Consider the following 22,993-nt stretch of genomic DNA (forward strand, 5'->3'; position numbering starts at 1 on the left):
GGGGGAAACGAATCGAATGGGAGAAGACCCTTGTCGCATCCGGCGCTCGCCCCCGCCCCCGTGACCCGAACGGCTTCCGGCTTTGCCGGGCGGGCGCTTCATGTTGGGGTTTTTGCGCTGGTGCTTTTCGGCGCAGCCTTCTACGTGCCGGACCCAATGGTCGGCCTCGTCCTGTTCGGATCCGGGGGCTCGCTTGCTGCGCTCGCCCTTCTGATCCGCCTGTTTTCCTCGCGCGAGACGGAGCGCAAGGTTCAGGCCGCCGATGCAGTTTCGGTCTTCATCGAGAATGATGTCGCACCCAGCTTCACAGCCGATATCGACGGGGTGATCGAGCATCGCAACAAGGCCGCGCGGGATCGCTTCGGCGTCGGTGCGGGGCCGGAAGAGACGCTGGTGCGGTGTCTGCGGGATATGTTCGCCAACCCGGCCGCCGTGCTGATGCGGCTGCAAAACCGGGCCGAGGCGCGCGGCGCGGCACGCGAAGACATCGTCACGCGCCGGGGCCATGTCCGACTCGCGGTGCACCAGATCGACGACGAGCGCTATCTCTGGCGGCTCGAGGATCTCGTTGAGCGCAACCATGTCGGGCGCGGCGTGGATTCGCTGTCCCTGCCAATGATGACGGTCAGTCGTTCGGGGACGATCCTGTTCATGAATGATGCGCTGCGCCGGATCCTCGGCGGCCGTGTCAAGACGCTGGAACGCGTCTTTTCGGACCTGCCGCTGGTCCCGAACCAGATCCACCGTGTCCAGGGGGCCGACGGGCCGGTCCGCGTTCGCGTGGTGGAAATCGACGGAGCAGGCGGTCGTCAGGAAGTGTTTCTCATCCCGATCGGCGACGGTGCGGAGGACGAGCAAACGCCAGCAGTAGCTGACGTCACGCGCGATGGAGAAGTGAGCCTTGGCGTTCTTCCGGTGGCGCTGTTGAGACTGGACCGGGAAGGCAAAATCCTGTTCTCCAACGCCGCGGCACGGGAGATGTTCGGTTCGGCCGCAGATCCGGAGTCTGAATTCCACACGCTGGTTGAAGGGCTTGGCCGCTCGGTCAAGGACTGGCTTATGGATGCGGCCGATGGCCGTGGGCTGGGCCGTCCGGAATTCGTCAGAGCCAGCGTGCCGGACAAGGAGCTTTATCTTCAGGTCACGCTCGGTCGGCATGTCGAGGACGGCCGGACGATCCTGAATGTTGTCATCAATGACGCCACAGAGCTGAAGACGCTTGAGGCGCAGTTCGTGCAAAGCCAGAAGATGCAAGCGATTGGCCAGTTGGCGGGCGGTGTTGCCCATGATTTCAACAACTTGTTGACGGCTATCTCCGGTCACTGCGACCTTCTCCTGCTGCGCCACGATCAAGGCGATCAGGACTACGCCGATCTCGTACAGATCAACCAGAATGCCAACCGCGCCGCCAGCCTGGTCGGCCAACTCCTTGCCTTTTCCCGCAAACAGAATCTCCAGCCGGAGATTCTCGACCTGCGCGACACGCTTTCCGATCTGACCCATTTGCTGAACCGGCTCGTGGGCGAGAAGGTGACGCTCTCGCTCTCGCATGATCCGGGGCTGCGTCCGGTGCGTGCGGACAAACGTCAGCTGGAGCAGGTCTTGATGAATCTCGTCGTGAATGCGCGTGACGCGATGCCGAATGGTGGTGAGATCCGCATCGTGACTGAGAGCAAGCGGATCAACGAGCCGCTGGTGCGGGATCGCGCCACCGTCCCGGCGGGCGATTATGTCGTCGTCAGGGTAGAGGATGAGGGGGTCGGAATTCCGGCCGACAAGCTGGCGAAGATATTCGAACCGTTCTTCACCACCAAACGTACCGGAGAAGGCACGGGACTTGGACTCTCCACGGCCTATGGCATCATCAAGCAGACGGGTGGCTTCATTTTCGTCGACTCCGAAGTCGGCTCCGGGACCAGCTTTTCCCTCTACTTCCAAGCCTATGACCGTCCGGCGGAGCAAAGCGTGCTCAAGCAGGAACTCCCCGGGACGGTTCAGCTCCAGCAGGAGGAAGGCGTCGTCATGCTGGTCGAGGACGAAGCGCCGGTCCGAGCCTTCGCGTCCCGCGCGTTGCGCATGCGCGGCTATACCGTGATCGAGGCCGAGAACGCCGAGGAAGCCCTGGATACCCTTTCGGATTCCAGCCTGAAGGTCGATGTCTTTGTGACCGATGTGGTCATGCCCGGTATGGATGGCCCGACCTGGGTACGCTTGGCGCTCAAGGAACGTCCCGAAGTGCGTGTTGTCTTCGTTTCCGGTTATGCCGAGGACCGATTCTCCGACGAACAGGCGGGAATTCCGAATTCGATCTTCCTGCCGAAACCCTTCTCGCTGAACGAGTTGACCGCCACGGTGCGCGACCAGATCCACTAGCATTGCCGACAGGCATTCATGCCCTGTCAACCATGGTGTTGGAGGATCAGCCAGAGGGACAGCTCTTGCCATGTTCTTCTTTTGCCCCCATAACGTGGAGAACAAGTGGTGAACAAGAGCAGTCATTGCCGCCCCGCGCGGTTCATGAAATAAGGACGGAAACGATGGCGACGGCGAGCCTTCTCGACATGGCAGACAAAAAAAGTTCCGATAAACAGAAAGCGTTGGACAGCGCTCTGGCGCAGATCGAGCGTCAGTTCGGCAAAGGGTCCATCATGCGGCTTGGGGCCGATAACCCCGTGGCCGAGATTGAAGCGACGTCGACCGGCTCACTCGGCCTCGACATCGCGCTCGGTATTGGCGGCCTCCCCAAGGGACGCATTATCGAGATCTACGGACCGGAAAGCTCCGGCAAGACGACGCTGACCCTGCATTGCGTCGCCGAAGAGCAGAAAAAAGGCGGCGTTTGCGCTTTTGTCGATGCCGAGCACGCGCTTGATCCGCAATATGCGCGCAAGCTTGGGATCAATCTCGACGAGTTGCTGATTTCCCAACCCGATACCGGCGAACAGGCGCTGGAGATCACCGACACGCTGGTGCGCTCCGGGGCGGTCTCCATGGTCGTGGTCGATTCGGTCGCGGCACTGACGCCGAAATCGGAGCTCGAAGGCGATATGGGTGACAGCTCGGTCGGCGTGCAGGCGCGGTTGATGAGTCAGGCGATGCGCAAGCTCACCGGTTCCATCGCGCGATCAAAATGCATGGTTATCTTCATCAACCAGATTCGCATGAAGATCGGCGTCATGTTCGGTAGCCCGGAGACCACCACCGGCGGCAATGCGCTGAAGTTTTACTCGTCTGTCCGGCTCGACATCCGCCGCATCGGTGCGATCAAGGATCGCGATGAGGTCGTGGGCAATGCGACGCGCGTCAAGGTCGTCAAGAACAAGGTTGCGCCGCCTTTCAAGCAGGTCGAGTTCGACATCATGTATGGCGAGGGCATTTCCAAGACCGGCGAGTTGTTGGATCTGGGCGTGAAAGCCGGCGTGGTGGAGAAATCGGGCTCCTGGTACTCCTATGGCGACGAGCGCATTGGGCAGGGGCGCGAAAACGCCAAAACCTTCCTGAAGGAAAACGAGGCGATCGCATACGATATCGAGGACAAGATCCGTGCGGCCCACGGTCTCGATTTCGAAATGCCGAAAGATGATAGTCTGGTCGAAGAGTAACGTCTGACGACCACAGTCTCTGATTGCGGCGCCTGCCTCCTACGGGGCGGGCGCTTTTCTTTTGACTGCGCTATCGAAGAAAGAAACGCCGCAAGCAGTGGCATTCGGTGGACACCTGCAGCGCGGGTCGGTAAATCTGCCCCGCAGATCCGCCGGAGACCCAGATGCCAAGCCTGAACGATATTCGATCGACCTTCCTCGACTATTTCCGCCGTCAGGGACACGAGGTGGTGGACAGCTCGCCACTCGTGCCCCGCAACGATCCCACGTTGATGTTCGCCAATTCCGGCATGGTTCAGTTCAAGAACCTCTTCACCGGCGTCGAACATCGGGACTACAAGCGTGCGACCACGGCGCAAAAATGCGTCCGTGCTGGCGGCAAGCACAACGATCTCGACAATGTCGGCTACACGATGCGGCATCACACGTTCTTCGAGATGCTCGGCAACTTTTCCTTCGGCGACTATTTCAAAGAACAGGCAATCCCATACGCCTGGGAGTTGATCACGAAAGACCTGGAGATCGACAAGAGCAAGTTGCTGGTCACGGTCTATCATACCGATGACGAAGCGGCTGAACTGTGGAAAAAAGTTGCTGGACTGCCCGACGAGCGGATCATCCGCATCGCGACCAATGACAATTTCTGGATGATGGGACCGACCGGCCCCTGCGGTCCTTCCTCCGAAATATTCTACGATCACGGCGATCACATCTGGGGTGGCCCTCCGGGCAGCCCGGAAGAAGATGGCGACCGCTTCGTCGAGATCTGGAACCTCGTCTTCATGCAACATGAGCAGTTCGAGGACGGCTCCCGCGTTGACCTGCCCAACCAGTCCATCGATACCGGTATGGGGATCGAGCGGGTCGCGGCGCTTTTGCAGGGCACGAATGACAATTACGCGACCGATCTGATGCGGGCGTTGATCGAGGCGTCGGCCAACCAGAGCTCGACCGATCCGGACGGGCCGGGCAAGACACACCACCGTGTCATCGCCGATCACCTTCGTTCGACCTCATTTCTAGTCGCCGATGGTGTGATGCCGTCCAACGAGGGGCGCGGCTACGTGCTGCGCCGGATCATGCGACGCGCGATGCGGCATGCGCATCTTCTTGGCGTGAAAGATCCGCTGATGTACCGGTTGGTGCCGGAACTGGTGCGCCAGATGGGTGGCGCCTATCCGGAACTGCAGCAGGCGCAGGCGCTGATCTCGGAGACGCTTGAGACCGAGGAGACTCGTTTCCGCCAGACGCTGGATCGCGGCCTCCGCCTGCTGGACGACGAGTTGGCCAAACTGCCCGATAGCGCGGAATTGCCGGGCGAAGCGGCCTTCAAACTCTACGATACCTATGGGTTCCCGCTCGATTTGACACAGGATGCGTTGCGCGAGATGGATCGCAGCGTCGACACGGACGGATTCGATTCCGCGATGGCTGAGCAGAAGGCCAAGGCGCGCGCAGCCTGGTCGGGAACGGGCGAGACGCAGGATGCAACGGTCTGGTTCGACATTGCCGAAACGCAGGGAACGACTGATTTCCTTGGATACGACACTGAAGTGGCCGAAGGCCAGATCCTTGCCGTCGTCAAGGACGGCGCCAGGATAGAAAAGGCGAGCGCGGGCGAAAGCGTCCAGATCGTTTTGAACCAGAGCCCGTTTTATGCCGAATCCGGTGGACAGGTCGGTGACAGCGGGACGCTGTCGACCGAAATTGGCAAGGCGCGGATCACCGACACCAAGAAGGTGGCGGGTGTCTTCATCCATTTGGCCGAGGTCACGGAGGGCGAGATCCTGTCCGGCGCCGGTGCCGAGCTTGTCGTCGATCCGGACCGCCGTGGTGCGATCCGTTCGAACCACTCCGCGACGCACCTGCTGCATGAGGCGCTGCGCGAGCGGCTCGGAGATCATGTCGCGCAACGCGGCTCGCTGAACGCGCCGGACCGGCTGCGTTTCGATTTCTCCCACAACCACGCGCTGTCGGCCGACGATCTGGCCGAGGTCGAGGCGCAGGTGAACGCCTTTATCCGGCAGAACTCGGTCGTCGAGACCCGGATCATGACTCCGGACGATGCCCGCGCCATCGGCGCCCAGGCATTGTTCGGCGAGAAATATGGCGACGAGGTCCGCGTTGTCTCCATGGGCAAGGCAAAGACGGGCAAAGGCGCCGACGGCGATACCTGGTCGCTTGAGCTGTGTGGCGGCACACATGTGCGCCAAACCGGCGATATCGGGCTCTTCGTGGCGCTTGGCGACAGTGCGTCCTCGGCCGGGGTGCGCCGGGTCGAAGCGCTTACGGGCGAGGCGGCGCGCGCCTATCTGGCCGGGCAGGACCGGCGTGTGGCCGAGGTTGCCGCGGTGGTGAAAGCGCCGCAGGGCGAGTTGGTCGATCGGGTGAAGAGCCTGATCGATGAGCGCAAGGCGATGCAAAACGAGATCGCCCAGCTGCGCCGGGACCTCGCGATGGCCGGCGGTGGCAGCGCCTCCAGCGGGCCGGACGTCAAAAAAATCAACGGCGTACCCTTTGTTGCTCAAGTGCTGAAAGGCGTGAACGGCAAGGATCTTCGCGGTTTGATCGACGAGCACAAATCGCGGATCGGGTCCGGTGCGGTGCTTCTGATCGCCGATGCCGAGGGCAAGGCGGCTGTGGCGGCGGGTGTGACCGAGGACATGACCGACACGGTCTCGGCGGTGGATCTTGTCAAGGCGGCGGTGGTCGAGCTTGGCGGCAAGGGCGGCGGCGGTCGTCCGGATATGGCGCAGGGCGGCGGCAAGGATGCTGCGAATGCGCAAGCAGCGATCGAGGCGGCGGAAGCCGTGATTGGAGGATAAGATGCCGGCACTCTGGATTGCCCATGTGACAGTGACCGATGACGTGGCCTATGGTAAATATGCCGCCATCGCCACTGACGCCATTGCCGAGCATGGCGGCAGGTTCATCGCCCGTGGCGGACGCTATGTGCAGCTTGAAGGAAAGGAGCGGCCGCGCAATGTCGTGGCCCGGTTCCCCAGTGTCGAGGCTGCGGAAAATTGCTATAATTCAGACCGTTATCAGGAGGCGTTGAGCCATGCGCGCGGTGCTTCGGAGCGCGAGCTCCTGATCGTCGAGATCGAAGAATAGCCGCGCGGGCTCAGTCGATTCGTGCTTCCCGGCGATGGCTGACCTGAACCGGCGAGACTGGAGACATGAGCAACAGCACGAAGCCCGCCACGGAGGTTCCGCTGGCGGCGAGCCAGGGGAGATGTTCCTCGGTCTCTCCGACTGGAATCGTCCGGCACAGGAACTGGCCGCGTTCGGAATTGCGCGCGAAGAAGGGCAGGCCAAAGGTGATTTCGGGCTGGTTGAGGTCCTGAACCGACCGCGCGAGCGCTGCGAGGGCGCGGTTGTCCCGGAAGCGCAGGCGGGAGTTCATGTCCTGCTGGACGACATCGCCGCGGTCGATCATGCGCTGGCCCTGGCGGTTGGCATAGTGGATGCGGCATTGGCGGTCGAGCGCGAAGAGCGCCGTGATGTCCGGCTCCATTCCTTCCCGTAGTATCTTGTTTTCAATGGATATGTTGCCGAGGACATGGGAGATCGCCAAAGCGTTTTGCAGCAGTGGTGAGAGCTTTTGCAGCAAGTCGACGAAAGGTTGTTCGAGCTGGTCGCGATCCTTGCGGCGGATATTGCCGCCCACGAGGGTCAGACGGGAGGCTGTATGGTTCAGGACCGAGAAGCCGCGCCCGATGATGTCTTCCTGTGGACGCACCCAGTCATTGTAGAACTCGGTCTGTTCCAACCGCGCATCCGGGATCAACTCCTCCGCACGCACGGCTTTGCCCGGAGCGGCGTGCAGATAGGCCGGAGCCCAGGCATTGCGCTTCCCGTAATAGGCGTCGAAACTGTCCACGAAAACAGGGTCATAGCCGTGTTCCATATGGCCAAGCGCGGTGTCTTTTTCGCTGTCATGGACGAGCAGGTGAACGCGGATGCCGCCAGAAGCTTCCGACAATTCACGCAGGAACCAGCGCCACTGTCGGTGATCCAGCGCGGCGGCATTTGCGAAGGTTGTAAGGCGTTGAAAGGCCTTATCTTCTATCGAACAGATCATGGCAGCACGGCTCGAGGGAACAGTACGGAACAGAGTGGATAGCTTGCTTCTTAGCAGCTATAAAAACCAATCTACAAGATTTGTCTTTTGTTATTCTTAATATGTGGCATTCCGCCCCGATCTGGGGACGGAATGCCGGAAGCCGCGCGTCTCAGGCTTGTGTCTTAGCCTTGGCCTGACGCTTGCGCTCATGCGGATCGAGATACCGCTTGCGCAGGCGGATTGCGTTCGGCGTGACCTCGACCAGTTCGTCATCGTCGATATAGGCGATGGCCTCTTCGAGGCTCATGATGACAGGTGTTGTCAGCCGGACCGCGTCGTCGGTCCCGGAGGCGCGCACATTGGTCAGCTTCTTGCCCTTGAGCGGGTTCACCTCGAGATCGTTGTCGCGGCTGTGTTCGCCGATGATCATGCCCTGGTAGATCGGTTCCTGCGCCGGGATGAACATCCGGCCACGCTCTTCGAGGTTCCACAGCGCATAGGCAACAGAGACGCCCTGTTCCATCGAGATCAGCACACCGGCACGGCGGCCGGGGATGGCGCCCTTATGCGGCGCCCATGTGAAGAAGACACGGTTGAGCACACCCGTGCCGCGCGTGTCGGTCAGGAACTCGCCGTAATAGCCGATGAGGCCGCGGGAGGGGACATGGGCGATGATCCGGGTCTTGCCGCCATTCTGGCGCATATCGACCATCTCGCCTTTGCGCACGCCGGTCAGCTTCTCGATCACGGCGCCGGAATACTCGTCATCCACGTCGATGGTGACTTCTTCCACCGGCTCCATGGTCACGCCGTCTTCCTCGCGCAGCAGCACGCGGGGACGGGAGATCGAAAGTTCGAACCCTTCGCGGCGCATGTTCTCGATCAGCACGCCCATCTGAAGCTCGCCCCGGCCGGCAACGTCGAAGGCCTCGCCGCCGGGCGTGTCGGTCACGCGGATGGCGACATTGGTCTCGGCTTCCTTCATCAGCCGTTCGCGGATGACGCGGGACTGAACCTTCTTTCCGTCGCGCCCGGCAAGCGGGCTGTCATTGATGCCGAAGGTGACGGAGATGGTGGGCGGGTCGATGGGTTGCGCGGGGAGGGGATCCTCGACCGCGAGGGCGCAGATCGTGTCCGCGACAGTGGCTTTCGTCATGCCGGCGAGCGTGACGATATCGCCGGCCTGTGCCTCGTCGATCTCCTGCATCGCAAGGCCACGGAAAGCCTGGATCTTGGAGATACGGAATTGTTCGATCTTCTGGCCGATACGGGAGAGGCCCTGCACCGTCGCGCCGACCTTGAGCGTGCCGCTTTCGACCCGGCCTGTCAGGGTTCGGCCGATGAAGGGGTCGGCGCCAAGCGTCGTTGCCAACATGCGGAAGTCGTCGCCCTGGCGCTTGATCTGCTTGGGCGAATGGACGTGATTGACGACCAGTTGGAACAGTGCGTCGAGATCCTTGCGCGGACCGTCAAGCTCGGCATCGGCCCAACCGGAACGTCCGGAAGCGTAGAGATGTGGGAAGTCGAGCTGGTCCTCGTTGGCGTCGAGGCTGGAGAAGAGATCGAAGACTTCGTCCAGCGCGCGGTCGGGCTCGGCATCTGGCTTGTCGACCTTGTTGAGCACCACGATCGGACGCAGACCAAGTGCCAGCGCCTTGGAGGTGACGAATTTCGTCTGCGGCATCGGGCCTTCGGCAGCATCGACGAGCAGGACAACGCCGTCGACCATGCTCAGGATCCGTTCGACCTCGCCGCCGAAATCGGCGTGGCCGGGCGTGTCCACGATGTTGATCCGTGTGCCGTGCCATTCGACAGATGTCGGCTTGGCGAAGATGGTGATGCCGCGTTCGCGTTCGAGGTCGTTGCTGTCCATGGCGCGTTCGGCCACGGCCTGATTGGCGCGGAAGGCGCCCGACTGCTTGAGGAGCTCGTCGACGAGCGTGGTCTTGCCATGGTCCACGTGGGCGATGATGGCGATATTGCGAAGGTCCATTGGGGTGTCCTTGAAATGTTGCCGCGTCGGTAACGTGGGAGCGGACGAAAGGCTAGGGGAAAGGCAGGGATTGGGTACGGGGAGGCGGGTTTATTGGTATATTGTGCGCCTTGCGGCGCGTTGGTCTTGCGCGCTGACGCGCGGATTGGCTTCGGAGATCACCAAAGCGCAGGCGCTTCCGATCCGTCCTCGCTTGATGCTTGCCTGCCCCACGCCGCTCCTCCGCTCAAGCAGAATAGTGGTATCCACGGCTTCGCCGCGGAGCCTCCGCGATTCTGCTTGACCCTCGTCCCGTCGTGGCGCCGCCCGGGCGCATGCGAGGACGGCTCCGAAGCGCAGGCTCAGGTGGCCAGTGTGACCAGGGCGTGGCGTTTCTTGCCGGCGGAGAGCTTGATTGGCGAGGCGAGGGCCGCCGCATCGATCATCAGGCCGGCGTTGGTAAGCGGGGCGTCGTCGAGCCTGGCGCCATTGTCGGCGATCAGGCGTTTGGCTTCCTTGCCGGATTTGGCCAGCCCTGCGCGGGTGATGAGCTGGACGATGGAGATGCCGTCGCCGAGCTCCTCAGCGGTGAGTTCGAGGGTTGGCAGGTCGTCGCCTACGCCGCCTTTTTCAAAGACCTCGCGGGCGGTGGCTTCGGCGGCGGCCGCGGCGTCGGCGCCGTGCAGGAGTGCTGTAACCTCATTGGCGAGTCGAATCTTGGACTCGTTGATTTCGGAACCTTCCAGCGCGCCGAGGCGGTCGCATTCTTCGATGGGAAGCTCGGTGTAGAGCTTGAGGAAGCGTCCGGTATCGGCATCGGTCGTGTTGCGCCAGAACTGCCAGAACTCGTAGGGGCTGAGCATATCCGGGTTGAGCCAGATCGCGCCAGAGAGCGATTTGCCCATCTTCTTGCCGTCCGAGGTGGTCAGGAGCGGCGAGGTGAGTCCGTAAATCTCGTGATCGAGCACGCGACGCGTCAGGTCGATACCGTTGACGATATTGCCCCACTGGTCCGAACCGCCCATCTGAAGCGCGCAGCCATAGCGACGGTTCAGCTCTAGGAAGTCATAGGCCTGCAGGATCATGTAGTTGAATTCGAGGAAGGAGAGCGATTGTTCGCGGTCGAGCCGTGATTTCACGCTCTCGAAGCTCAGCATCCGATTGACCGAGAAATGCCGGCCGATATCGCGCAGGAAATCGAGGTAATTGAGCTCGTCCAGCCATTCGGCATTGTTGATCATCAGCGCGCCGGTTTCGCTGTCGTCATAGGAGACATAGGCCGAGAAGACCTTTTTGATGCCGGCAATATTGTCGTCGATCTGCTCCGGGGTCAGCAGCGGGCGCTCATCGGCGCGGAAGGAGGGGTCGCCCACCTTGGTCGTGCCGCCGCCCATCAGCGTGATCGGCTTGTGGCCGGTCTTCTGCAACCAGCGCAGCATCATGATCTGGATCAGCGAGCCGACATGGAGCGATTTCGCCGTTGCATCGAAGCCGATATAGGCCGGGACCACGCCCTTCACCATGGCTTCATCAAGGCCCTGCATGTCGGTGCAATCGGCCATGAAACCGCGTTCGATCATGATGCGGATGAAGTCGGATTTCGGGTGGTAGGTCATGCGGCTTTCGGTCCATTCTCGTCTCGGGCGAATGGCGCCTGTCTAGCGGTGCCGGCGGGCGAGGGAAAGAGCATGTTGAAAGAGGGTGCGGTTCGGGTTCTGGGGATGATGTCCGGGACGTCGCTCGATGGCGTCGATGCGGCGGTGATCGAGACCGATGGCACGGCAATTACCGGTCTTGGCGAGCATGGATACCGGAGCTACTCGGATCAGGAGCGGGACGTCCTGCGCGCCGCTCTTGGGCGCTGGCCCGGCGAGCCGGGCGTGGCCGAAGCGGCAGAGCTGGTCGAGCGGGCGCATGCGGAACTCATGGTTGGCTTCTCGGATGTCGCGTTGGCGGGGTTTCATGGCCAGACGCTGGCGCATGAGCCGGACAAGCGCGGAACCCATCAGGCCGGCGATGGACGGGTGCTGGCCGCGGCACTCGGGGTTCCCGTGGTCTGGGATTTTCGCTCGTCCGATGTGCAGATGGGCGGGCAGGGCGCACCGCTGGCCCCGGCCTATCACTTCGCCCTGGCCAAGTGGATCGGAGCGGAGACGCCGTTGGCCTTCCTCAATCTCGGCGGGGTTGGCAATGTGACCTGGGTCGATCCTGCGAAATCGGCGCCTGAGGAGGCGGGGGCGTTGCTGGCCTTCGACACCGGGCCGGCCAATGCTCCGATAAATGATTTGATGCAGGCACGGCGTGGTCTGCCCTTTGACGAGGACGGGGCGCTGGCGGCGGCAGGGGTGGTGTCTGTGGAGATCCTCGACGCGTTCGCAGCCCATGGGTATTTCCTGAAATATCCGCCGAAGTCGCTGGATCGGGATGATTTTTCCGGGCTCCAGGAGCAGGTTGCGGATCTTTCGGATGCGGATGCCGCGGCCACGCTTACCGCGGCCGCGGCGGTGGCTGTCGTGCGGGCGGCGGAGTTCTTCCCGGCGCCCGTCGAGCGGCTGCTGGTCACGGGGGGCGGACGGCTGAACCCGGTGCTGATGACGATGCTCTCGGAGGGGATGGGCTGTACGGTCGAACCGGTCGAGGCGGTCGGGCTCGATGGCGACATGCTGGAAGCGCAGGCTTTCGCCTTCCTTGCCATGCGCGTGATGCGCGGCCTGCCGACATCCTTTCCCGCGACAACGGGCGTCGCGGCGGCGGTGGGCGGCGGTGAGATCAGCACGCCATTCGGTCAGTGACGCGGGATGTCGAAGCCCGGCGGGGCGAGCGTGAACCCGTCAAAGGAGAATCCCGGCAAGACCGTGCAGCCAACCAGCGCCCAGTTGCCAGACGGGCGGGCACTCTGCCAGTGGTTCTTGGGAACAATGACCTGCGGCGATTGGCTGGCGGCGAGATTGGGGCCGAGCAGGTGTTCTTTTGCGGGGCCGTCCTCGCTCTCGCTGAGTGACAGGATCAGCGGGTCGCCGGCGTAGAAGTGCCAGATTTCCGTTGCGTCGACCTGATGCCAATGGCTCACCTGACCACGTTCGAGCAGGTAGTAGATCGCGGTTCCGGCGGGGCGCCCCTCGGTCGGTTCCTCGATCCAGGTCTGGCGATACCAGCCGCCCTCCGGGTGCCGCTCGAGGCCGAGATGGGTGATGATTTGGGCGGGGAACATGCAAGTCGTCATGAAATCAGTCCCTTACAGGAAGTTTTTCAAGCGCAACAATCCGAGCGCTGCGAGCGTGGTAGTGTCCATCATACGACCGTCTTCGATCATGGCCAGCACCTCCGGAAACGCGAAGGCGGCGGTCTCCATATCCTGTTCGGCGTGGTCGCGATTGAGCGTGCCGGGGGTCAGATCGGTGGCCAGAAAGAGATCATAGCCCTGACCGCAATAGCCCGGCGCCTGATGATAATGGCCGATATGGCGGAGCGTGCCGGCGCGAAAGCCGGTCTCTTCCTCCAGTTCGCCGCGCGCGAGAGCGACGGGATCAGCATCGGGGGTCTCCTCCCAGGAGCCCTGCGGGACCTCCCAGAAACGACCCTGAACCGGGTAGCGATATTGGCGGACAAGTTGCAGGCGGCCATCGTCATGCAGCGGCACGATGACGGCGAAATCGTTCTTGTCGACGACGGAGAAGCTGCCCTCGCTGCCATCCGGAAAGCGGACGGCATCCTCGCGCACATGCATCCAACGGGTCTGGTGGACAGTGCGTGTCGAGAGCTGGTCGATGGTTCCGGCCATTCTGGCCCCCTTCCGAATGCAGCAGCGAATTCCGGGTGGCGCGCAAGGAAAGGGCCCGCCCGCTTTGCGGACGGGCCCATGTTTTCAAGCGGTTGTTGCGCTTACTTGAGGATCGACTTGCCTGCGTAGATGGCGGTCTCGCCCAGCTGCTCTTCGATGCGGATCAGCTGGTTGTACTTGGCGAGACGGTCGGAACGCGACATGGAGCCGGTCTTGATCTGGCCGCAGTTGGTTGCAACGGCGAGGTCGGCAATGGTGTAGTCCTCGGTCTCGCCGGAACGGTGAGACATGACGTTGGAATACTTGGCGCGGTGGGCCATTTCCACGGCGGCGAGCGTCTCGGTCAGCGAGCCGATCTGGTTGACCTTGACGAGCATGGAGTTGGCAACGCCTTGCTCGATGCCCATGGTAAGGCGGGCCGGGTTGGTCACGAAGAGGTCGTCGCCGACCAGCTGGACCTTGTCGCCGAGAACTTCGGTGAGCAGCTTCCAGCCAGCCCAGTCATCTTCGGCGCAGCCATCTTCGATCGAGAAGATCGGGTAGTCGGCGCAGAGGGCTTCGAGATACTTGACGTTCTCTTCGGAGGTCAGCGAAAGGCCTTCGCCGGCCATCTCGTATTTGCCGTCCTTGAAGTACTCGGTCGAGGCGGCGTCGAGAGCCAGAACGATGTCTTCGCCCGGCTTGTAGCCTGCGGTCTCGATGGATTTCAGAACGAAGTCCAGCGCGGCGCGGGTGGAGGACAGCGCCGGAGCGAAGCCGCCCTCATCGCCGATACCGGTGGCGTAGCCGGCGCCGGAGAGCTCTTTCTTCAGCGTATGGAAGATCTCGGAGCCCATGCGGACAGCGTCGTGGATCGACGTGGCCGAGACGGGCATGATCATGAATTCCTGCACGTCGATCGGGTTGTCGGCATGCTCGCCGCCATTGATGATGTTCATCATCGGGACGGGCAGGACGCGGGCAGCTGTGCCACCAACATAGCGGTAGAGCGGCTGTGCGGTGTAGTCGGCAGCGGCCTTGGCGGTCGCGAGCGAGACGCCGAGGATGGCGTTGGCGCCGAGGCGACCCTTGTTCTCGGTGCCGTCCAGCTCGATCATGGCGGTGTCGAGGCCGACCTGGTCGGTGCCGTCGAAGCCGACGAGGGCTTCGGCGATCTCGCCATTGACGGCGGCGACGGCCTGGCTCACGCCCTTGCCGCCGAATTTGGACTTGTCACCGTCGCGCTTTTCAACGGCTTCGTGGACACCGGTGGAGGCGCCGGACGGCACCGCGGCGCGGCCCATGGTGCCGTCTTCGAGAGTGACGTCAACTTCGACGGTCGGGTTGCCCCGGCTGTCAAGAATCTCGCGTCCGTGAATGTCGATGATGGTGCTCATAGCGACGGTCCTTTCCGTGCGGTCATGAAACTCGAGGCCCTTCTACCCTTGAAGAGCCTGTGAGAAAAGTGCGCGTTCCCGCGCAAGCGTGTAGAGACCGGAGCCGATGATGAGGCTCGCTCCGGCCAGGGTCAAAAGATCGGGGCGCTCGCCAAGGAAGAGAACGGCAAGCGCAAGTGCGAAGAGGAGGCGCGAATAGCGGAAGGGCGCAACGGCTGAGACATCCGACATGCGCAGGGCCTCGACGACGATATAGTAGCCCGCAACACCCAGAACGACGATGCCCAGCATCTGTGGCATGGCGTCGACCGGGATGGCGACGAACCCGTCGGACAGGGTCACCATGACCGCGCCCAGCAGGGTCATCATGATATAGCCCCATTGCGCGATCTGGATCGTGCTCATGCTTTTCGGCGCGATCCGGGTCGTCAGGTCCCGCAGCCCAAAGGCGAAGACGGCCATGACGGCGTAGAGCGAATTGGGCTCGAACCCGGCAGTGCCTGGGCGCACGATCAGCAGCATACCGAGAAACCCGACCGATATGGCGCACCAACGACGCCAGCCGACTGTCTCGCCCAATCCGAGCGCGGCCATCATCGTCACGATCAGTGGCAGTGCCTGCAGGATCGAGGCGGCGGAGGTCATCTCGGTCAGGGACAAGGCGGTGACGAAGCCGAAGGTGGCGATGACCTCGGACATGTTGCGCAGCAGGATGGCCGGATGCAGAAGGTCTTTCGGGACGAGGCGCTGGCGCTTTGCGCGCACCAGCCAGCCATAGAAGAGCGCTCCGAAGACACCCATCACCAGCAGGATCTCGCCAATCGGCACCGTGACGGAGGTCTGCTTGATGAACAGGTCCTGCACGGCAAAGATGCCCATCGAGACGATCATCAGAACCGCTCCGCGAAGGTTGTTCATACAGGAAATCCGGGCCTATAGGCTGTTGAAACCGCGTTTGCGCCCCGTCTAGCCCGGTTTTGGGGCGATAACAAAGCGCCAAACCGCCGCTCCCCCTGAAAACCCGCATTGCGCAAAATGCAATCATCCTGCCCTTGAAACATGCGCAAGCCCGATGCTCTCGTGGAAATCCCGGAACGCGTCGCATGCCGGGCCAGCGACATCACGGCTCGGTTTTCGGTGGCGGCCCCATGGAGGGAGCGGTCAGCCGCGACGGCGCGGCACACCGTAGAGCTCGAGCCTGTGGCCCTTGAGGTCGTACCCGAGCCGTTCGGCGATCTTTTCCTGCAATGCCTCGATCTCGGGATCGCAGAACTCGATCACTTCGCCGCTATTGATGTCGATCAGGTGGTCGTGATGCTCGCGATCCGCGTCCTCGTAGCGCGCCCGCCCGTCACCGAATTCCAGCCGGTCGATGATTCCGGCCTCTTCGAAGAGCTTGACCGTCCGGTAGACGGTCGCGATGGAGATCCTGGGGTCTTGCTCGGACGCGCGATTGTAGAGTTCCTCGACATCGGGATGATCCGTCGAGGCGCCAAGCACCTCTGCGATCACGCGCCTCTGGCCGGTCATCCGCAGCCCCTTGTCCTCGAGGCGTTCCAATATCGTCTTGCTCATCTCGATCGTCCTTGCCCTTGGGCGCGCAGGTTAGCGGATCGAATGGCGAGGGGAAAGACGTCTGCGCCGCTATTCGGGCGGCCGGAACAACCCGCGGAACCGGTTGCCGCGCATATGATAGAGCGCACTGCTGTAATCGGTCTCTCCGGCATCGAAGAGCAGTTCCATCGCCAGCCGACGACCGCGATAGCGCAGTTCGAAGCCGAGTTCGGTGGCCTCTTCGGGCGGGAGTTCGAACAGTTCCTGTCCGTCGGTCAGGCATTCCTCGACCACCGAGACGTCGCCGGTCGGCGCCAGCCGAATACCGTCGTTCATCAAGGCCGGCAGCGCGATCAGGTTCAACCCGTCGATCGGGCGGGACAGGAAATGGAACCGCAGCGCCAACCCGGTCATGGAGACCCGCCCCGGCATGTGCAGCCCCGGGCAGTCCACCGGGCCGATCCGACCCAGCCGCACAAGCATACGCCGCCGAAGCATGTTGCGTGGCACGCCGCGATTCGAGACCAGCCAGGAATCAACCGCCCCGATCAGCACCTCACTCATCATTTCGCGCGCCGCCGCCGTCAGGGACAACTCGCCGAGAGAGGCCGACTCCTCCGGAGTTTTGGTCGGTGACGCGGCTTGTTCGACAGGTGACGGACGGTGCCTTTGCTTTGGAGTGCCGGGAGTGCCGGCCGGAGACGTCCGCATGTGCTTGCGGACGGGCGGGGGCTCAGGCACCGTCTCGGATCCGGAGCGGGTAGACGCCGGGGGCGGTTGCGGAGCTGCGTCGATCTTTCTTTTGAGAGTGTCATGCAATGCATTGATATGGCGCATGATTTCATGCGACCCATCGGCCCCGGAATCCGGGTGGTAGCGGCGCGCGAGTTGCCGGTAGACACGACGCAGTTCGGCTGCCGTCAGGCCGGGAACCAGCCCGAGTTCCTGTGCGCCGGGCAATTGGCCAAGCCGGTCCATCACGTCACCTTCAGGCGCGCGCAGACAGGGATGGTGTTGGAAATCAGCACTTTGAAACTCCGGATAATCACTTGGGATATCGGAGTTCTTCCGCGCGGCGGCTCTCGGGCCTTGTCTCGGAGTTTTGCGGTGGATCTGGGCGAAAAGAAGGAAACGCTGCGGCCAACGGGCTTCGCGAATCTGACCTATTCAGACAATTTTAAGAGTTGAGGCCCGTTCGCTGCTGACGGCAGTGAGCGGGCATTGGATGGTGGGATCGAGCCCTGTTCGGCACGGCCACCGTTGTGCGCGCGGCGACGGGCGGCAGTGTCCGCAGGTTGGCCCGATGAGTTCACCGCCGCGGGACTGTTACGCCCCTTCAGCGCCCCCGCCGCGCCAGGAAGGCCAGCCGTTCGAAGAGATGCACATCCTGCTCGTTCTTCAGCAGCGCCCCATGCAGTCGCGGCAGCGCTTCGGCGGCATCGCGCCGCAGGTCCTCCGCCGAGAGATCCTCGGCCAGCAGCAGCTTCAGCCAGTCCAGGACTTCCGACGTTGAGGGCTTCTTCTTCAGTCCCTGCTGCTCGCGGATCTCGTAGAACTGCGTCAGGGCCTCGGTCAGCAGCGCTTGCTTGATGCCGGGGTGATGGACTTCGACGATTTGTTGCATCACCTCCGTGTCCGGGAAGCGGATATAGTGGAAGAAGCAGCGCCGCAGGAAAGCGTCCGGCAACTCCTTTTCGTTGTTGGAAGTGATGATGACGATGGGCCGGTTGACGGCCCGAACCGTCTCGTTGGTCTCGTAGACATGGAATTCCATGCGGTCGAGTTCCTGCAACAGGTCGTTCGGGAACTCGATATCGGCCTTGTCGATCTCATCGATCAGCAGCACGACCTTTCCCTCGGCGGCGAACGCCTCCCAGAGCTTGCCGCGCTTGATGTAATTGGCCACGTCATGGACGCGTTCATCGCCGAGCTGGCTGTCGCGCAGCCGCGACACGGCGTCATACTCATAGAGACCCTGCTGGGCGCGGGTGGTCGACTTTATATGCCATTCGATCATCGGCAACCCGAGCGCGGCGGCAACCTGGCGGGCCAGCTCGGTCTTGCCGGTGCCTGGCTCGCCTTTGACGAGAAGCGGCCGTTCGAGTGTCACCGCAGCGTTGACAGCGACCTTGAGGTCCTCTGTGGCGACATATGAATCAGTTCCCGAGAATTTCATTTGGTTTTACCGCCCCTTGGGTTGCGAACTTGAAGCGCGGCCCGTCCCGCATCTGCGCCACACTGCCTTTGCTTTTTGTAAGTGACAACCCGGTATGCTTGGAGTAAGCACCGCGCCAAGGGAGACAAGATGCCTGTGACGGAAGACCAGATGGACAACGAGATGCCGGAGACCGGCAAAGGGCACGCGACGCAGGTCGACATTCGAGAGGGAGCAGGGATGAAACAGGAAACTTTTCTGCCGGAAGACTACCGTCCCGCCGAAGACGAACCTTTCATGAACGAGATGCAGCTGGAATATTTCCGGCGTAAGCTTCTGGCATGGAAGGAAGACCTTCTGGCTGACAGCCGCGACACGATCGAGGGGCTGCAGGACAGCACGCGCAATATCCCCGATGTGGCCGACCGGGCCAGCGAGGAGACGGACCGGGCACTGGAACTGCGCACGCGGGACCGCCAGCGCAAGCTCGTCGGCAAGATCGACTCGGCGATGCGTCGGATCGAGGAAGGCGAATACGGCTATTGCGAGGAGACCGGCGAGCCGATCTCGCTCAAACGGCTGGATGCGCGCCCGATCGCGACACTGAGCCTCGAGGCGCAAGAGCGTCACGAACGTCGTGAGAAGGTGCATCGCGACGACTGAGCCCGGGGCCGCTTTCCGGAGCGGACGGGACAGAAGATGATACAGGGCGCCGGGAGCATCTCCCGGCGTTTTTTTGTGAGTTGGGATGGCCTATGAACCTGATCGGACAGCAGATTACCGTCCTTGGCGCCGGCATTGCCGGGCTGAGCGTGGCGCGGGCGTTGGCGATGCGCGGTGTCTCCGTGCGTGTGCTGGAGCGGGCGCCGGAGATCACCGAGGTTGGCGCCGGGATACAGATCTCGCCCAATGCTGGGACAGTCCTGCGGGCGCTCGGGCTGGAGCGGGAGTTCGAGGAGATCTCTGTGACCTCGCGCGGCGCGGTCCTGCGGGACTATCGCCGCGGCGCGGACGTGCTCCGCCTGGATCTGTCGAAATTCGGACGCTTCGGTCTGGTGCATCGGGCGGATATGGTCGGGATGCTGGCCGATGCGGCCCGCGAGGTCGGGGTCGAGATCGAAACAGGCGTGTCGGTGTCGGAGGTCTCGCTCGCGGGCGAGATTCCGGTCCTGTCCCTCGAAGATGGAACGACGCGGGAAGTGGACTTCCTGGTCGGGGCGGACGGACTGCGCTCCAAGCTCCGCGCGGCGCTGCTTGGCGCAGAGACGCCGGACTTCACCGGCCATGTCGCCTGGCGGGCGCTGTTGCCGCTCGAGCCCGGGGAGGTGCCGCCGGAAGCGCATGTCTTCATGGGGCCGGGGCGGCATCTCGTCGCTTACCCGCTGCGCGGCGGACGGATGCTCAACCTTGTCGGCGTGCATGAAACGGGCACCTGGACCGACGAGGGCTGGCATCATCCGGGCGATCCGGCGGAATTCCGTGCGGTGTTCAGCCGTTTCGGCGCGCCGGTGCGCGGCTGGTTGGAACGTGTCGAGCAGGTGATGGTCTGGGGGCTGTTCAAACATGCCGTCGCGCCGCGCTGGCAGGGGAGCAATGCGGTGCTGATGGGCGATGCGGCCCATCCGACGCTGCCTTTCCTCGCACAGGGCGCCTGCATGGCGCTGGAAGATGCCTGGGTGCTGGCCGAATGTCTCAGCACGATGGAGAGCCGCTCCGCCGCGTTGGCCTGCTATGAGCGCATCCGTGCGCCGCGCTGTCGGCGAATCGTCGACGCGGCGACGGCGAATGCGCGCAACTATCACCTCTCCAGCGCGCCGGTGCGCGGGGTTGCCCATCTCGGGCTGCGGGTGCTCGGCAAGACGCTGCCCGGCTTCATGCCGGACCGATTCGACTGGCTCTATTCGCATGATGTGACGAAAACGGTGTGAGTCGGGCGCACAGGGTCGATTGATTCTTGGCGCTGATTGGCACAGGATCACGGCGTCAGACCGCCACGCCCGCGCCGGGCCGCTCAACCATCTTTCGCCAGCGGGTGATGCTCCAGCACCAGGTCCCGCAGCCGCTCTTCGAGCACATGGGTGTAGATCTCCGTGGTCGAGATATCGGCATGCCCCAGCAGGGTCTGGATTGCCCGCAGATCGGCGCCACCTTCCAGAAGGTGGGTCGCGAAGGCGTGGCGCATCACATGCGGCGTAACCCGGGCCGGGTTGATCCCGGCAGCGAGCGACAGCTCCTTGACCAGCCCGTGGAAACGATGCCGGGTCAGGTGGCCGGCCTTGCCGGAGGAGGGGAAAAGGAAGCGCGATTGCGGCCGACCCTTGGCGCGGGCGGTCTCCTCGCGGGTATCGCGCTCGGCGAGCCAGGTCGCCAGGGCCTCGCGCGCGGGCGGTGAGAGCGGCACCATGCGCTCCTTGTCGCCTTTGCCGCGCACCAGCAACATGCGCGGATCGCCCCGTGCCGCCGCAACCGGCAAGGAGACCAGTTCGCTCACCCGCATCCCCGTCGCGTAGAGAAGTTGCATCAGGCAGGTATTGCGCAGCCGGTCGGCTTCCGTCCGCCCGGTCTCCTGCGCCGCGCCGAGCAACGCCTCGACCTCCGCAACGCTCAGTGTCTTGGGCAGGCTCTTGGCGCGGCCCGGCCCCTTGATCTGGATCGCCGGATTGTCACCGCGCCAACCCTCCTCGAAGGCAAAGCGATAGAGCTGGCGAATGGAGGAGAGCCGGCGCGCCCGGGTTGCCCGGGACAGCCCCTCGGCATCGCAGGAGACGAGATAGGCCTCGACATCCTCTCGTCCGACCGCCGCGAAGGTGAGGCCGCGATGGGTCAGCCAACCGGCGAAATCCTTCAGGTCGCGCCCATAGGCCAGGCAGGTATTGCGCGATGCGTCCAACTCGGCCGCCTGTGCCTCCAGGAAGCCGGATATCCAGAGATCGGCGCTGGCCGGTCCACTCATGCGGCACGGTCCAGTAGCAGGATCTGCAGCGCGGCGCGGCGCGCGGTCTCTTCCAGCCCGATGCGACGCAGGAAGGCGAGCGACGCGGAAAGATCGCCCGGATCGGCCTCCGCCCCCTTGGCCAGCACCTTCAGCGCCGCCAGCAGGGCTTCGCCAAAACGCTGTTCGCGCACCGGATCGGAGATGCTTGCGGGAAGCTCGGGGGCCGCTGCACCAAAGGCCGCGCCGATCGCCTGCGAGAGCGCATCGTCGCTGCCGGCCGCTTCCTCGCCACGGGCGATGGCGGCCGGGAAAGCAAGATCCGGTGTCTCCGGAGCGATTTCCAGCGCCACGGTTTCGTAGTCGTCCGAGAGCAATCCGAGCCGGGTGGCCAGGGAACTCGGTGCGTCCATCGCCGCAAGCCGTGCCCCGAAAGCGCGAGCGAAGGGCAGGGCGAGCCTCGCGGCGCGCATTTCCTCCCAGGCCCGCGGCAGCGCGGCTTCTATCTTTTCGGTGTCGCCAGTCGTCAGCGCCGCGTTCAGGTCCTGGACAGCCGCGACCCGTTCCCAGACGCCGCCCGACGCAGAGGGCGCGCGTTCGCCATAGATCGCGATCAGCAGGTCCGGCGGGATCGCGCCGGCGCGGGCCAGCCGCTCGGCGGCCTCGATGCGTGGCTTCCAGCCAGACGAAGGACGCAGGTCCGAATGGGCGAAGGCCAGCGGCAGCGGGGCGGTCGGCATCGGCGCGCCAATCGCCTCCAGCATGCGGAAGGTCAGCGGGCTCGGCCGGTGCGGCGTGGCGATGGGGGGCATGAAATCGGCGAGCGCCGGGTCCAGGAATTGGGCCAGCAGCGCATCCTCTTCGATCGAGAGCTGCCCAAGTGCCTTGGCCGATTCCAGCGTCAGGGCAGCGGCCGCCCAGTCGCCGGTCCGCGCCAGGCAGAAGATGCGCACCGGGAAGGAGGGTGAGATTCCGGGCACGGCCCGCATCCGCGCGCAGGCCGCCTGTTCGCGTCCCGTCAGCAGCCCGACATCGAAGGCGCGGCGGAAGAGTTCGGGCTCCTTGGAACCCGCGCGTTCCAGCAATGCCTCGGCCTCCTCGACCGCGCCACGGGCCAGCAGCGCGTCAATCCGCGCCTGGAGCAGCGGGGCGCGGGGCGTCGATCCCCGCGGCGGATCCAGTTCAGCCAGCATGATATGCCGGAACTCGTCCTGCACCGCGGGCAGAGGCTCGGCAGGGAAATCGGCAATGATACGGATCAGCTGGTCGAGATCGGACGCACCCCAGAGATTGGCCGGCAACCCGGTCACCGCGCGCGGCAGCAGCCCCACCCCGTCGGGCGAGGGCGCGTCCAGCGACTGTACCGTGATCGGCTCGGTGACCACGCCATTGGTGACGGGAGCGGCACCGGGCGGGGTGGGAGGCGGATGGGCGAGGCTGTCCGAGAGCCAGTCGATGGCGGAGATCGGGTCCGGCGTGCTGTCCTGCGCCCATGCGCCGAAGGGCAACAGGCCGCCCATCGCGAGGCCGAAAATGGCTATCCTGAGATGCATCG

Annotated in this window: 20 protein-coding genes; 8 read left to right on the plus strand and 12 right to left on the minus strand. The window is 63.5% G+C overall.

Annotated elements, in window-relative coordinates; genetic code table 11:
• The first annotated feature begins 156 nt into the window (after positions 1 to 156).
• From R3X27_RS02435 to R3X27_RS02450, 4 genes are all read left to right on the plus strand, one after another.
• Positions 157 to 2,373, plus strand: a complete 2,217-nt coding sequence (locus R3X27_RS02435; RefSeq protein WP_317707539.1) for an ATP-binding protein — start codon at positions 157 to 159, stop codon at positions 2,371 to 2,373.
• A gap of 164 nt (positions 2,374 to 2,537) precedes the next feature.
• Positions 2,538 to 3,602: a recombinase RecA gene (recA, locus tag R3X27_RS02440; RefSeq protein ID WP_317707234.1), complete on the plus strand. Its 1,065-nt coding sequence runs from the start codon at positions 2,538 to 2,540 to the stop codon at positions 3,600 to 3,602.
• 164 nt (positions 3,603 to 3,766) lie between these two features.
• A complete protein-coding gene (alaS, locus tag R3X27_RS02445) occupies positions 3,767 to 6,427 on the plus strand; it encodes an alanine--tRNA ligase (protein ID WP_317707235.1) in 2,661 nt (886 codons plus the stop codon).
• A 1-nt stretch (position 6,428) separates the two neighbouring features.
• On the plus strand, positions 6,429 to 6,716 hold the full coding sequence (locus R3X27_RS02450) for a DUF1330 domain-containing protein (protein WP_317707236.1): 288 nt from the start codon (positions 6,429 to 6,431) through the stop codon (positions 6,714 to 6,716).
• A gap of 10 nt (positions 6,717 to 6,726) precedes the next feature.
• On the opposite strand, the gene R3X27_RS02455 is transcribed toward R3X27_RS02450, so the two are convergent.
• From R3X27_RS02455 to tyrS, 3 genes are all read right to left on the minus strand, one after another.
• Positions 6,727 to 7,686 carry a hypothetical protein gene (locus R3X27_RS02455; protein WP_317707237.1) on the minus strand — a complete coding sequence of 320 codons (960 nt, stop codon included), beginning with the start codon at positions 7,684 to 7,686 and terminating at the stop codon, positions 6,727 to 6,729.
• Positions 7,687 to 7,837: 151 nt separating this feature from the next.
• Complete coding sequence (gene typA / locus R3X27_RS02460; RefSeq protein WP_317707238.1) at positions 7,838 to 9,661, minus strand: translational GTPase TypA; 1,824 nt, start codon at positions 9,659 to 9,661, stop codon at positions 7,838 to 7,840.
• A 341-nt stretch (positions 9,662 to 10,002) separates the two neighbouring features.
• Positions 10,003 to 11,256, minus strand: a complete 1,254-nt coding sequence (gene tyrS / locus R3X27_RS02465) for a tyrosine--tRNA ligase (protein ID WP_317707239.1) — start codon at positions 11,254 to 11,256, stop codon at positions 10,003 to 10,005.
• 72 nt (positions 11,257 to 11,328) lie between these two features.
• Here tyrS and R3X27_RS02470 point away from each other — a divergent pair, with 72 nt between their 5' ends.
• Complete coding sequence (locus R3X27_RS02470) at positions 11,329 to 12,432, plus strand: anhydro-N-acetylmuramic acid kinase (RefSeq protein WP_317707240.1); 1,104 nt, start codon at positions 11,329 to 11,331, stop codon at positions 12,430 to 12,432.
• On the opposite strand, the gene R3X27_RS02475 is transcribed toward R3X27_RS02470, so the two are convergent.
• The 6 genes from R3X27_RS02475 to R3X27_RS02500 all read right to left on the minus strand — a co-directional run bounded on the left by R3X27_RS02475 (position 12,426) and on the right by R3X27_RS02500 (position 16,918).
• Positions 12,426 to 12,851, minus strand: a complete 426-nt coding sequence (locus R3X27_RS02475; RefSeq protein ID WP_317707241.1) for a cupin domain-containing protein — start codon at positions 12,849 to 12,851, stop codon at positions 12,426 to 12,428. The two genes, R3X27_RS02470 and R3X27_RS02475, sit on opposite strands and share 7 nt — an antisense overlap.
• A gap of 24 nt (positions 12,852 to 12,875) precedes the next feature.
• Positions 12,876 to 13,421: an NUDIX hydrolase gene (locus tag R3X27_RS02480; RefSeq protein ID WP_317707242.1), complete on the minus strand. Its 546-nt coding sequence runs from the start codon at positions 13,419 to 13,421 to the stop codon at positions 12,876 to 12,878.
• Positions 13,422 to 13,522: 101 nt separating this feature from the next.
• Positions 13,523 to 14,797, minus strand: coding sequence for a phosphopyruvate hydratase (gene eno / locus R3X27_RS02485; RefSeq protein WP_317707243.1), 1,275 nt, complete (start codon positions 14,795 to 14,797; stop codon positions 13,523 to 13,525).
• A gap of 42 nt (positions 14,798 to 14,839) precedes the next feature.
• On the minus strand, positions 14,840 to 15,715 hold the full coding sequence (locus tag R3X27_RS02490; RefSeq protein ID WP_317707244.1) for a DMT family transporter: 876 nt from the start codon (positions 15,713 to 15,715) through the stop codon (positions 14,840 to 14,842).
• Positions 15,716 to 15,958: 243 nt separating this feature from the next.
• Positions 15,959 to 16,372: a Fur family transcriptional regulator gene (locus tag R3X27_RS02495; RefSeq protein ID WP_317707245.1), complete on the minus strand. Its 414-nt coding sequence runs from the start codon at positions 16,370 to 16,372 to the stop codon at positions 15,959 to 15,961.
• Between the two features lie 69 nt (positions 16,373 to 16,441).
• Positions 16,442 to 16,918, minus strand: coding sequence for a hypothetical protein (locus R3X27_RS02500; protein ID WP_317707246.1), 477 nt, complete (start codon positions 16,916 to 16,918; stop codon positions 16,442 to 16,444).
• Between the two features lie 246 nt (positions 16,919 to 17,164).
• On the opposite strand from R3X27_RS02500, the gene R3X27_RS02505 reads away from it, so the two are divergent.
• Positions 17,165 to 17,539, plus strand: coding sequence for a hypothetical protein (locus R3X27_RS02505; protein ID WP_317707247.1), 375 nt, complete (start codon positions 17,165 to 17,167; stop codon positions 17,537 to 17,539).
• A 148-nt stretch (positions 17,540 to 17,687) separates the two neighbouring features.
• On the opposite strand, the gene R3X27_RS02510 is transcribed toward R3X27_RS02505, so the two are convergent.
• Complete coding sequence (locus tag R3X27_RS02510) at positions 17,688 to 18,527, minus strand: MoxR family ATPase (protein WP_317707248.1); 840 nt, start codon at positions 18,525 to 18,527, stop codon at positions 17,688 to 17,690.
• A 219-nt stretch (positions 18,528 to 18,746) separates the two neighbouring features.
• Here R3X27_RS02510 and dksA point away from each other — a divergent pair, with 219 nt between their 5' ends.
• Both dksA and R3X27_RS02520 read left to right on the plus strand, forming a co-directional pair.
• Entirely contained in the window at positions 18,747 to 19,169 is a 423-nt protein-coding gene (gene dksA, locus R3X27_RS02515; protein WP_317707540.1) for an RNA polymerase-binding protein DksA, read from the plus strand.
• A gap of 92 nt (positions 19,170 to 19,261) precedes the next feature.
• Positions 19,262 to 20,434, plus strand: a complete 1,173-nt coding sequence (locus R3X27_RS02520; RefSeq protein ID WP_317707249.1) for an FAD-dependent oxidoreductase — start codon at positions 19,262 to 19,264, stop codon at positions 20,432 to 20,434.
• An 83-nt stretch (positions 20,435 to 20,517) separates the two neighbouring features.
• Here R3X27_RS02520 and R3X27_RS02525 read toward each other — a convergent pair whose 3' ends face one another.
• Both R3X27_RS02525 and R3X27_RS02530 read right to left on the minus strand, forming a co-directional pair.
• Positions 20,518 to 21,459, minus strand: a complete 942-nt coding sequence (locus R3X27_RS02525; RefSeq protein WP_317707250.1) for a site-specific tyrosine recombinase XerD — start codon at positions 21,457 to 21,459, stop codon at positions 20,518 to 20,520.
• A complete protein-coding gene (locus tag R3X27_RS02530; RefSeq protein WP_317707251.1) occupies positions 21,456 to 22,991 on the minus strand; it encodes a hypothetical protein in 1,536 nt (511 codons plus the stop codon). Before R3X27_RS02530 ends, R3X27_RS02525 begins: the two co-directional genes overlap by 4 nt.
• Between the last annotated feature and the right edge of the window lie 2 nt (positions 22,992 to 22,993).

The organism is Tropicimonas sp. TH_r6 (assembly GCF_033101155.1).
In the GTDB taxonomy this organism is placed as follows: domain Bacteria; phylum Pseudomonadota; class Alphaproteobacteria; order Rhodobacterales; family Rhodobacteraceae; genus Tropicimonas.

Coding starts and splice junctions, on each gene's coding strand:
- R3X27_RS02530 (WP_317707251.1), bottom strand. CDS start 22,991: ATGCATCTCAGGATAGCCATTTTCGGCCTCGCGATGGGCGGCCTGTTG.
- R3X27_RS02510 (WP_317707248.1), bottom strand. CDS start 18,527: ATGAAATTCTCGGGAACTGATTCATATGTCGCCACAGAGGACCTCAAG.
- R3X27_RS02520 (WP_317707249.1), top strand. CDS start 19,262: ATGAACCTGATCGGACAGCAGATTACCGTCCTTGGCGCCGGCATTGCC.
- R3X27_RS02450 (WP_317707236.1), top strand. CDS start 6,429: ATGCCGGCACTCTGGATTGCCCATGTGACAGTGACCGATGACGTGGCC.
- R3X27_RS02495 (WP_317707245.1), bottom strand. CDS start 16,372: ATGAGCAAGACGATATTGGAACGCCTCGAGGACAAGGGGCTGCGGATG.
- tyrS (WP_317707239.1), bottom strand. CDS start 11,256: ATGACCTACCACCCGAAATCCGACTTCATCCGCATCATGATCGAACGC.
- R3X27_RS02475 (WP_317707241.1), bottom strand. CDS start 12,851: ATGTTCCCCGCCCAAATCATCACCCATCTCGGCCTCGAGCGGCACCCG.
- R3X27_RS02490 (WP_317707244.1), bottom strand. CDS start 15,715: ATGAACAACCTTCGCGGAGCGGTTCTGATGATCGTCTCGATGGGCATC.
- R3X27_RS02455 (WP_317707237.1), bottom strand. CDS start 7,686: ATGATCTGTTCGATAGAAGATAAGGCCTTTCAACGCCTTACAACCTTC.
- R3X27_RS02470 (WP_317707240.1), top strand. CDS start 11,329: ATGTTGAAAGAGGGTGCGGTTCGGGTTCTGGGGATGATGTCCGGGACG.
- eno (WP_317707243.1), bottom strand. CDS start 14,797: ATGAGCACCATCATCGACATTCACGGACGCGAGATTCTTGACAGCCGG.
- typA (WP_317707238.1), bottom strand. CDS start 9,661: ATGGACCTTCGCAATATCGCCATCATCGCCCACGTGGACCATGGCAAG.
- R3X27_RS02505 (WP_317707247.1), top strand. CDS start 17,165: ATGCAATGCATTGATATGGCGCATGATTTCATGCGACCCATCGGCCCC.
- alaS (WP_317707235.1), top strand. CDS start 3,767: ATGCCAAGCCTGAACGATATTCGATCGACCTTCCTCGACTATTTCCGC.
- R3X27_RS02435 (WP_317707539.1), top strand. CDS start 157: ATGGTCGGCCTCGTCCTGTTCGGATCCGGGGGCTCGCTTGCTGCGCTC.
- R3X27_RS02525 (WP_317707250.1), bottom strand. CDS start 21,459: ATGAGTGGACCGGCCAGCGCCGATCTCTGGATATCCGGCTTCCTGGAG.
- R3X27_RS02480 (WP_317707242.1), bottom strand. CDS start 13,421: ATGGCCGGAACCATCGACCAGCTCTCGACACGCACTGTCCACCAGACC.
- R3X27_RS02500 (WP_317707246.1), bottom strand. CDS start 16,918: ATGATGAGTGAGGTGCTGATCGGGGCGGTTGATTCCTGGCTGGTCTCG.
- recA (WP_317707234.1), top strand. CDS start 2,538: ATGGCGACGGCGAGCCTTCTCGACATGGCAGACAAAAAAAGTTCCGAT.
- dksA (WP_317707540.1), top strand. CDS start 18,747: ATGAAACAGGAAACTTTTCTGCCGGAAGACTACCGTCCCGCCGAAGAC.